Origin of the sequence: Siphonobacter sp. SORGH_AS_0500 (assembly GCF_002838835.1) — a bacterium.
GTDB lineage: Bacteria > Bacteroidota > Bacteroidia > Cytophagales > Spirosomataceae > Siphonobacter.
Genome location: NZ_NHPP01000025.1, coordinates 44303 through 54733, shown reverse-complemented (window position 1 = coordinate 54733; position 10431 = coordinate 44303). Strand labels below are relative to the sequence as shown.

8 protein-coding genes and 1 pseudogene are annotated in these 10431 nt (G+C 48.0%); 4 read left to right on the top strand and 5 right to left on the bottom strand.

Annotation, left to right across the window (positions count from 1 at the left end; all coding sequences use genetic code 11):
• A partial coding sequence (locus BWI96_RS20280) for a triple tyrosine motif-containing protein (RefSeq protein ID WP_304529116.1) occupies positions 1-705 on the bottom strand: 705 nt, incomplete at its 3' end.
• Here BWI96_RS20280 and BWI96_RS20275 point away from each other — a divergent pair.
• The gene (locus BWI96_RS20275) at positions 673-852 is read left to right on the top strand and encodes a hypothetical protein (protein WP_106638328.1); all 180 of its coding nucleotides are present in this window, start codon (positions 673-675) and stop codon (positions 850-852) included. The genes BWI96_RS20280 and BWI96_RS20275 overlap by 33 nt on opposite strands.
• Positions 853-870: 18 nt before the next feature.
• Here BWI96_RS20275 and BWI96_RS20270 read toward each other — a convergent pair whose 3' ends face one another.
• From BWI96_RS20270 to BWI96_RS20260, 4 genes are all read right to left on the bottom strand, one after another.
• The gene (locus tag BWI96_RS20270) at positions 871-2307 is read right to left on the bottom strand and encodes a two-component regulator propeller domain-containing protein (RefSeq protein ID WP_106638327.1); all 1437 of its coding nucleotides are present in this window, start codon (positions 2305-2307) and stop codon (positions 871-873) included.
• 5 nt (positions 2308-2312) lie between these two features.
• Entirely contained in the window at positions 2313-2504 is a 192-nt protein-coding gene (locus tag BWI96_RS21755) for a hypothetical protein (RefSeq protein ID WP_157830463.1), read from the bottom strand.
• Positions 2505-2794: 290 nt separating this feature from the next.
• Positions 2795-4060: a T9SS type A sorting domain-containing protein gene (locus BWI96_RS20265; protein ID WP_106638326.1), complete on the bottom strand. Its 1266-nt coding sequence runs from the start codon at positions 4058-4060 to the stop codon at positions 2795-2797.
• Positions 4000-5841, bottom strand: a complete 1842-nt coding sequence (locus BWI96_RS20260; RefSeq protein ID WP_106638325.1) for a right-handed parallel beta-helix repeat-containing protein — start codon at positions 5839-5841, stop codon at positions 4000-4002. The genes BWI96_RS20265 and BWI96_RS20260 overlap by 61 nt, the downstream gene beginning before the upstream one ends.
• Positions 5842-6427: 586 nt before the next feature.
• On the opposite strand from BWI96_RS20260, the gene BWI96_RS20255 reads away from it, so the two are divergent.
• From BWI96_RS20255 to BWI96_RS20245, 3 genes and pseudogenes are all read left to right on the top strand, one after another.
• On the top strand, positions 6428-7621 hold the full coding sequence (locus BWI96_RS20255) for an AGE family epimerase/isomerase (RefSeq protein ID WP_106638324.1): 1194 nt from the start codon (positions 6428-6430) through the stop codon (positions 7619-7621).
• A 3-nt stretch (positions 7622-7624) separates the two neighbouring features.
• Positions 7625-8857: a sugar MFS transporter gene (locus tag BWI96_RS20250; protein ID WP_106638323.1), complete on the top strand. Its 1233-nt coding sequence runs from the start codon at positions 7625-7627 to the stop codon at positions 8855-8857.
• Positions 8854-10427, top strand: a pseudogene (locus BWI96_RS20245) (DUF4127 family protein). Before BWI96_RS20250 ends, BWI96_RS20245 begins: the two are co-directional and overlap by 4 nt.
• Positions 10428-10431 lie beyond the last annotated feature (4 nt).

Sequence of the window (10431 nt, the reverse complement as noted above, 5' to 3'; positions counted from 1 at the left end):
CGAAGTACGTAAAAAACGAAGCTTCAGCTGATTCAGGTTTTTAATCTGCTCTTTTTCAGCCTGTTCCAAGGCCAGAGCATCCCGTTGACGAGCCTGGGCAAGCAAGTGACGAATAAAGACGAACATTAACCCATGAAAGACCAGAATGTACCCCGCAATGGCCCACCAGGTTTTCCAGGGCGGCGGCAGAATGGTAAGCGTTACGCTGGCGGGTTGCCGACTCCACTCGCCGTAACTATTAGCCACTTTTACCCGAAAAACGTAGGTCCCGGCACTGAGGTTGGTATAGGTAGCCGAACGATGCTGCGGGTCTACGTTAATCCAGGCTTTATCAAAACCTTCCATCTGGTAGGCATACCTGGCTCCCTCGGGATTGGTAAGCTCCAGAGCTGCAAAATCAATACTGAATACGTTATTTTTATAATTGAGCGTAATCGCTCGCGTTTGCTGAAGGGATTGATTCAAAACGGTATCGCCATTGATTGCCTCGCCAATGCCTACCCTTTCACTAAACAATTTAAAATCCGTCAGAACCGCCCTCGGAGGTAGCACCTGACGGCTTAATTGAAGCGGATCAAAATACAGAAAGCCGTTCGTTAAGCCGTAGACGAGTGCGTTGTTTTTGAGGCGGGTAATGACGTTATAATTGAAATGCTGATGCGGCAAAAACGTTTGAAAACGGCCCGAGCCAGGATCAAAACGCATGAGTCCCTTGATTGTACTGATCCAGAGCAGGCCGTTTTTATCCAGAATAATACCATTGACGGAAGGATGCAGGAGGCCGTCTTTTTCCGTGAAGGTCTGAATCTGGTACCGCCCGGCAGCTTTCCGCTGAATCCGATGCAGTCCTGACTCGGACGCCCGCCCAAATCACATTTTAGGGAACTCAACCAGCGTGTAGATAGCCGTGCCCAGGCGATCAGAATCCGTTCCCTGCACTCGTTCAAAGGCTCCCGTAACCGGATCATAGCGACCCAGCCCGTTGTTATCAAAACCAATCCACAGCTTGCCCGATTGATCTTCGGTCAGGGAGCGAATGAATTCCGTATCCGTGTTCCCTAATCGAACGCGAACTTTTGTCCCGTCAAAGCCATGACGGTAAAGCCCCTGGTTACTTCCTAGCCAGATGTTTTTCCGGGAATCTTCCAGCAAACAGAACACGGCGGCTCCCTTTAGTTCGGTTTCAATCTGCTGGCTTTTCTTCAGCCGCAGGGCTCCGCCGAGGGTTCCCATCCATACGTCTCCTGCTGAGCTGACCAGCAGAGCTCGGTGATCGTTCCAGAAAGGCGTATCAAACTCGTATTTTTTCGTAGATCCGTCGAGTAAGGAATAACGGTACAGACCCGCTTTACTCATGCCCAGCCAGACCGATTCTTGGGCATCGGTAGCAATGCTACGAACCTGATTATCTGCTAATCCCGTTGAAAAAGAGAACGACCGGAAAGGCAATAAGCTCAGGTCGAGTGAACTCATTTGCTGCTCAGTACCGCACCAGAGTACCTGCGTTCGATCCAGATACAGCCGATACACCAGGTTATTACTCAAACTCTGGGGATTGCTCGCATTGGTGCGGTACCACTGAAGCTGAGCCTGGGGCGTGTGCAACTGGGTTAATCGGGCCAAGCCCTGATCGGTACCTAACCAAAAGGCACCGTCGGGAGATTTACAGATGTCAAAAATCTGCGTGCGTTCCAGGGTTTGGCTGGGGAAGTGGTTCAACGGCTCAAACGGACCGTATTTTTTAGCAACGGAATCGTAGGGCAACCGCCATAAACCATTGCCACCCGTAGCCAGATACAAGTGCTGGTTGTCTTCCAGTAAAGACCAGAAGTGATCGCCATATGCATTGGGCTGCACCGAAAAAGGATAAAATGTGTGCTGGCCGCTGCGGCTGTTGTATCGAACGGGACCGGCTGCGGTCGCCACCCAGAGGTAATCGCCCTGCGAACGGATGATCCGCCGAATGGGACGATTCAACGGATACGTCTGAATCGTTTGGAATTGCCGACTATCTGAATTCCAGACACTTAATCCCTGGGGTGTCCCGATCCATACCTTCCCCTGCGTATCTACGGCCAGGGCATTAATCTGATTACAAAACAGCGAGGTCGGGTCGCCGGGATTATTTCTGAAATTCTCAAACGTTTCCAGACGAGGATCGAAGCGACTCAGTCCTTCCCGGGTTCCAATCCAGATGAAGCCCTGCGAGTCTTCGCAAAGATCATACACCCAGTTGCCCGCAATGGCGTCTTTATTTTTGTAAAATTTCCGAAACCGATACCCATCGTACTGGGCCAGTCCGTTCATGGTTCCTACCCAGAAAAACCTTTTTTATCCTGAAGAAACGAACGAACCCGATTATCCGGCAGACCTTCAGCACTACCATATCGTTTGAAAATGAGATCTTCCTGCAAGCCCCTGACTGGGTGAACAGATCGTTTGGGTTGTGCGAAGGCAAAAACTACCATCAGATTCAACCCCAGAAGGAAGAGCAGGCTTCTCATTGAAATACGGTTAGATTACGTCTTTTCCATAAGGTCTGAATTATCCTGTTATACTCTTATTTTTTAATCAAAAATTACAAAAATACTTTAAGCAGATACAGCAGCAGGCCCAGAAGACTTACATAACTAAGAATTAAGATCAGAAAAGACTTTAGCGGTTTTCTTTTCACGGGTGAAAGAATTAAGGGTTGGCAGAGTATTCTGGTAGGCAGAATGTTCCCTGATCGCTTACAGGGTCGAAGGCACACCAAAGGCCCTCCCGTATGAACGGAGGGCCTTCGACGAATGCTTTACTTTACAAATTTTCGGATGTACGTTTTCGAATCTTCCTGAATTTTCAGCAGGTAAACACCGGGGGTGAGGGACTCAATATTGCATTCAAATCCCTTCCCGGCAACGGCCATTACCCCATGCTCAGCCAGCATTACCTGACCGGCGAGATTGAGAATACTAACCCGAAGCGGTACCGAGCGATCTTCCTTCAACTTTACCTGAATGACCCGCTGGGCGGGATTCGGATAGACAGTAATCACATCCGTTTCCGGGCAATGTACCGAACCTGAGATGATGGAGCTGTACGCAAAGGAGTGATCCTGATCCATGATTTTCAGACGATAGTAACCGATTTCTGCGGCTGGCGGAGTAGCCAGCAAGGAATAGTAGTTCCGCACTTTACCCGCCGGACTAGCGAACGTGAGCGGCTGAAAATGAATCCCATCACGGCTGTGTTCGACGATGAATTGGCTTACGTTTCGCTCTTCGGATGTATTCCAGAATAGCTTTACCTGGCAATTTTCGTCTCTTAGGTAAAAGTTGAGCAATTTGAGAGGTAATGGAGTACTGGTTTGTTTTTCAAGAATGACGGACGTGTAGGGAGCCAGCGTGTAATTACCCGAATACGTTACACCACGCACGTCTTTATAGGTCTGCGTTCCCAGATTAATGGTCTGGCTTACACTATCTGGATTGACCCGAAAAAGAATTTGATCTTCGGGGGAATGTTCGGTCACTTCCAGCTCAGCAAATACTACATTATCAATCCAGGCTTTACGGGGAGCATCGTGCAGGGTGAGGCTTAAGAAGGTATTGTCGTTGGTATAGTTCGGACTCAACAACAATTCAACTTCCTGACGGGACGAGGATAGAAATACCGTTTTTAACTTGCATACGGCGAAATTGGAAGAAGCAGAGGTCAGAAAGGCTACTTGCAGAGCCGTAGTGTCCACACTGCCTTTGGCTGAGAACTTCAGCCGGTAATACTTGCCATACGTTAGCGTCCCGACATTGATGACCACCCGGGAGGATTTGGTTCCATTCCCCTCGTCCATGTTTAGTCGGAGAGAGCCTCCGTCCAGTTGATTGGTGTTATCCCAGGTAGGGGCATTCGTTCCGCTGACAGGTGTCAGGGTATAAGCCGTAGCACCCGTGGTGAGACCCGTGGTAAACGTACTGTTATTGGCATTGGTAATACGATTGGCCCCTGCCGACTGAATCGTTACGGGGGCATAATACTCGTTCCAAATTGACTGTGTGCATCGTAGGAAAGACCCTGCCATTGGCCCAGCGTTAAAGCTCTGGATATGCGGGGCGTGGAATTGGTAAGAACGGTCTGCACAAACGTAGGATCTTTCTCGAAGGGCTGGGCATAAAAATTACTATCCAACGTACCGACCATCGGCAGGAAGGGCTGTCTTCCCGTCTGCAAGATACCGCCCTGCTGACTCACCAACTTGGCATAAAATAGGTTTCCAGTAACCCGGTGGTTTCTTGACACAAATACGGTATCCGGGAAATAGCCAAAACCGTACATGTTATCGTAAAAAGTATTGTTTCGCACGGTATGCGACGAGGTGGTTACATTCAGCATCAGAGCCGCACCCATGACCTGATGCACGGTATTACCCGCCACCAGATTCCCGAAGCTGTTCCCATCCATGTATATGCCAGTGGCATAATTGGAATTAACTACCTTCGATGTCGTTCCGAAGAGGTTCGGATAGGCCTTACTCACGATATTACCAATCACCTGGTTATTACCGTATCCGTACGTTGCCGGGGCAAAACCCTTGAAGGTATAAATTCCCCCCACGTCACATTTCACCAGAGCAAAATTAGAAATGCGGTTATTCTTTACGATCAGATTACGCCCTTCAAACCGGATGCCGCAAAAGCCTACGCTATCAATGTAATTCCAGGCAGACAGAGCATTTCGTCCTACCATATTGATGGCATTGTACTGGTTATTATTAGGCTCGCCCATGCCCGCCCGCAAAGCCGTGCGGGTAATTCGGTTGCGGTTGCATTCGTATTCACTGGCGGTAATGAAAATGGCGTTGTTGTTGGTATTTGTACATTCATTCGCGGAAACCACCACCTGCGAAGCCCGGTTTACCCAGACCCCGTTATGCGTATTTTCAAAACGACAGTTTTCTACCCGAATGCCCTTCGTTAATACTCCTGCGGCACTGTCTACGCGTACGGCGTACTCATTGGACTGCGTGAACGTAAGTTGCTGGAGACTAAGGTTACTTTTTCCGCTGGCAAAAAAGCAGGTACTGCTAGCGGGAGCTTCCGTCAGCAGTTGATTAGGGTCTACGTTTGAATACAGATAGATTTTCTGAGCCGTTCGGTCATAGTACCATTCGCCCTGCTGATCCAGGGTTAACAGGTGATTTTGAATGAAATAGCCATAGCCCGCATTTACTTTATAGTTGCCAAGAGCTGGTGACGCAAACGTGAGGGTGTTACCTACGTGCGACTGAATGACGGGCTTGTTGAGCAGAAACAAATTAACCCGAACCACAGCCGTAGCTCCCGTCCAGTCTTGGCCTGATAGCGTATTATCCGTTAAAACATTATTGCCACTTCCTGACTGGATTCGCAAGTAGCCCTGATTTGTAGCGTCGGCATTGGGGTAACGGCCTATTTGCTGAGACACGCCATTGATGAAAAAGTTGTTCAGCGATGAGAGGGAACTGGCGTAATCGGCCACGTAGATATTACCCTGATAAAGACTCCAATTGGTAATCACCTGCGAGCCATTAATAACGGGTTTGGCACCCTGACCATAAGAGCTATACGTAATACTCGCTCCCGCTGTCCCGGATTGATTCGCCAGTATTTCTCCGCGAAAGACGTCTCCGCTTCGAAAGAGAATGCTGTCACCCGCCTGGAAGGTAGTGGCATTGATTTTGGCAATGGTTTTCCAGGGACTCGCTGGACTTAGTCCGTCGTTGGTCACATCGTTCCCGAGGGATGAAACATAATACGTCTGCTGAGCCTTAAGCCCCAGACTACTCGCCAGAAAAACGAGAATACATAGGTAATACTGTTGCATAATACATACGGTTTAGAAAGTGTATTCGTACAAGAAGCCTGACTTCGCTCTCATCCTACGGAGGAATGCCTTCCTTATCCGAAAGAAGCTTCTTATAAAAACATTTATTATTAGCAAAGTACCATATTTAAAAATCGAGGGATCGGATGAAATGGTGCATAGACTACCGGAAATGTTGCAATCTTCAAGGTATACGCTGATTTTCCGGTGATAACATCGTCTTTACTACTCATAGATGTTGGGGTCTATAAACTTCAAACCCCATCAAACCGTGAGTTCATTAGTAAAGCCATGAGTCAGACTTGACCATCTGGTCCAGCTCCACATCTTCAGAATCGTTCAGAACAATCTATTGCATTTTTTATACTGAACAGAACATTATTATCCAATCCCTTCGCTCGATCTATAAGGCCTTGCCAAAGTTCCTGTTTAAATATTTTATTATTTTGTTTTGATTATATAATTATCATTTTGTTAATTTACGGCATACTTAATAAATATTATTATTAAGTATGCCGTAGTTTCTGTGTTCTATTATCAGAGAAGCATCCCTTTCGCTATTGATCCATTATTCTGAACCTATTTTATGAAGGTACTTGATTACCAGACTCTTTATGAGAATGAGTTACTTGAAGGCATCATCCCTTTTTGGCTGAAGCATTCCATTGATTCTCAACACGGAGGCTTTTTTACCTGTCTGGATCGGCAAGGCCAGGTATATGACACCGACAAATTCGTTTGGCTACAAGGACGGCAGGTATGGTGTTTCGCGATGCTCTATAACCAGATAGAACCTAAAAAAGAGTGGCTGGATTGTGCCGTTCAGGGAGCCGAATTTTTACTCAAACACGGGCGTGATGAAGCCGGAAACTGGTATTTCTCCTTAACTCAGGAGGGAACTCCGTTGATTCAGCCTTATAATATTTTCTCCGACTGCTTCGCGGCGATGGGTTTGGCCCAATTGCATCGAGCCACCGGAAATGAGGTATATGCCCAGGTAGCCAAAGAAACCTTCCTGAATATCCTCGCGAAACAGGCTAACCCCAAAGGCATTTATACGAAGCAGTATCCGGGAAGCAGGCCTTTGAAGAATTTCGCCTTACCCATGATTCTTTGCAATCTGGTGCTGGAACTAGAGCATTTGCTGGACCCGGCTTTGGTAGAAGAAACGATTCAAAAAGGGATTCATGCGGTGATGGAAGAATTTTATCGCCCTGACCTGAACCTGATCCTCGAGAATATTGGGTTGGATAACCGTTTTTCTGACTCGTTTGAAGGACGTTTGATTAATCCGGGGCATGGCCTGGAATCCATGTGGTTTATCATGGATTTAGCCGAACGCCGGGGAGACAAAGAACTCATTACCAAGGCTAAAGACCTTACCTTATCACTGATCGAATACGGTTGGGATTCGGAACACGAGGGCATTTTCTATTTCCTGGATGTCAAAGGACATCCGCCTCAACAACTGGAATGGGATCAGAAGCTCTGGTGGGTGCACGTGGAAACGCTGGTTAGTCTTTTAAAAGCGTACCTGCATACGGACGATGAACGTTGCTGGGAATGGTTTGAAAAAATCCATGCGTATACCTGGACTCATTTTAAAGATGCAGAATACCCCGAGTGGTTTGGTTACCTGAATCGCCAGGGTGACGTACTTTTACCGCTGAAAGGTGGCAAATGGAAAGGCTGTTTTCACGTACCCCGAGGTTTGTATCAATGCAGCCAGACGCTTCGGGCCATTGCCACAAAAAAAGAAAGCCCGCTTTATCAGGATTAGACTATGGCTAACATCCCCGTTTCTGAGTTTACGCAATCCAGTGAGGATTCACAGGTAACTTCCTATAAACCAACTCTGGTATCGCTGGCGGTTTTATACTTTATGATCGGTTTTATTACCTGTCTGAACGATACGCTGGTGCCTTTTTTCAAAAAGGGATTTGATTTATCTTACTCTCAATCCTCACTGGTCCAATTCTACTTTTTTCTCACCTACGGAATCATGTCCATTCCAGCCGGGAAAATCGTTGAAAAAGTAGGCTATAAATCAGGGATGGTTAGGGGATTTATGATTGCTTCCCTGGGAGCTGCCCTGTTTTTACCAGCGGCTCTCCTGCATGAATATTACCTGTTTCTGGGGGCCTTGTTTGTCATTGCCATTGGTATGGTTCTACTACAGGTAGCCGCGAATCCTTACATTACCATTCTGGGGCCCGCGAAAACCGCCTCTTCGCGTTTAACACTCATTCAGGGGGTTGGGTCCATCGGGACAACCACGGCCCCTCTTTTTGGTTCTGCGTTCATTTTGGGCCCACTCGAACATGCATCAAGTGAGGCTGTGCATTACCCTTATCTCGGCATTTCGCTGGTGCTTCTGTTGATTGCCGTAGCCGTCTGGAAACTGAAATTACCCACTTTAACCGCTAATCATTCTCATACGAAAGAAGCCCGAGGGCCGTTTACCTACCGCCATTTACGTTACGGCGTTTTAGGGCTTTTCTGTTACGTAGGAGCCGAAGTATCCGTCGGGACCTTTCTTACCAACTACATTGCCGATACTCTCCAAATATCTGAAAATGAAGCCAATACCTTTGTAGCTTTCTATTGGGGAGGAATGCTGGCCGGTCGGTTGATTGGCTCTGTGGTCTTAAAATCCGTGGCTCCCGCACGCCTGCTAACCGCTCTGGGCTTCGCTTCCATGGCGTTAATTTTCTGCTCGCTGAATACGAATGGATATGTGGCTATCTGGAGTATGATTGCCCTGGGGGTATGTAACTCCGTGATGTTTGCCATCATTTTTTCACTATCGGTAAAAGGGCTGGGAGCGGCTACCTCACAGGCTTCCGGTTACCTGTCCACCGCCATTGCAGGAGGAGCCATTGTCTCCTACGGACAGGGGTATCTCATTGATCATTACAACTGGTCGATTGCTTTTGTATTACCCTTGATTTGCTACGCATACATCACTTTTTTTGGAATGAAGGGCTATAAACCCGAGCAAACCTATACCGCATGATTCGCTCTTTGTTGTTTTTGATGATCTTCTGGAGTTTTTCCGTAACGGCACAGAAACCAGGGAAAAACCGGATTTTGCTAATTCCCCTGGATGACCGTCCCCCCTGTTTGCAATTCACGCAGCGAATGGGGCAAATTGCCGGGGCCGAAGTCGTAGCCCCACCGTTGGCGATGCTGGGCCAGTTTACCACACCGGGCCAGTCGGAAGCATTGGGCAGTGGATTCTTTCCCAGGATCTTTCGTCCTTTGATGCGGCCATTGTTTGCCTGGATATGCTAGCGTATGGCGGACTTGTGGGGTCACGCGTTCATCAGGTGCCGCTGGAAACGGCAGTAAAGCGACTGGAGATTATTGCCAAACTCCGGGAAAAAGCTCCTCGTCTGCCTCTCTATGCTCAGAGTGTACTGATGCGACTAGCCCCTTCGGCTGATATGAAGAATGACGCTTACCGGGCCCAGTTAGCTCGTTGGGCCGAAATTTCCCCTGACCCTTCCCGTCAGGAAGAAACCGCTCAGTTAGCGAAGGTTATTCCGGCAACGGCACTGGCTGATTACCAACAGGCACGGCTTCGCAACCATACCATCAATCAGAAAGCCATTGAATGGGTAAAAAAAGGAATGATTGATTACCTGCTCATCACGCAGGATGATGCCAAACCCCAGGGTGTTCACATCGCGGAAGGGCAACGCTTACGGGAGCAGATCCACCAGCAAAACCTTCAGGCGAAAGTAGCATTACAACCCGGTACGGATGAGGTATCTATGTTGCTGTTAGCTCGTTTCCTGACCCAAAAGGCTGCTTTTACTCCTAAAATCAAAGTCTATTATTCGTCGGATTCCCTCTCCAAACGGGCGATGCCTTTTGAAGACCGTCCGCTGACGACTTCGGTGCGTTATCAGATTGAATCCGCCGGAGCTACCCAGGTTGACAAGGAAGCAGACGCTCAGATTTTGTTATACGTATATACCTCCCGTCAGCAGCCTCAACGAGCGATCTCTTTTGTAAACGAAATCAAAGAAAAGCTGGCTTCGAGAAAGCACGTTATCGTAGCAGACATTGATCCCGTTGGGAATGTGCAGGGCGGAGATTCCGTTTTTTCAGCATTACTCATCAAACACCAGTTACTACCCGCCTTGAGTGGGTATGCATCCTGGAATACCGCCGGAAATACGTTGGGAACGGCTTTACCCCAAGGCGTTACGTATTACCTGGCTTCGCAACGTTTTAAACAACCCAAAACCGCCCTGTACTCGGCCCAGCAATGGTTTTTACTCAACCGGGTTCTGGATGATTATTATTTCCACACGCTGATTCGCCCGGAAGCCAACCGCCGCTTTGGTAAACCCGGGTTAGGAGCACTCATTCTGGATGAAAGCCGGAACAAGCAGGTGGAAGCCTTCTGTCTGGATCGATTACAAGGGTATTTGAAAACGCTTGAGCAGGATTACTTTACCTCTAAACCTTTTGCTTCTTTCTGCCAACGACCCCAGCATCTGCAATTCAGTCTTCCCTGGCACCGCACCTTTGAAGCTCTGATTGATTTTGATCTGGATTGTTCGCGGAAGAATTAACCTA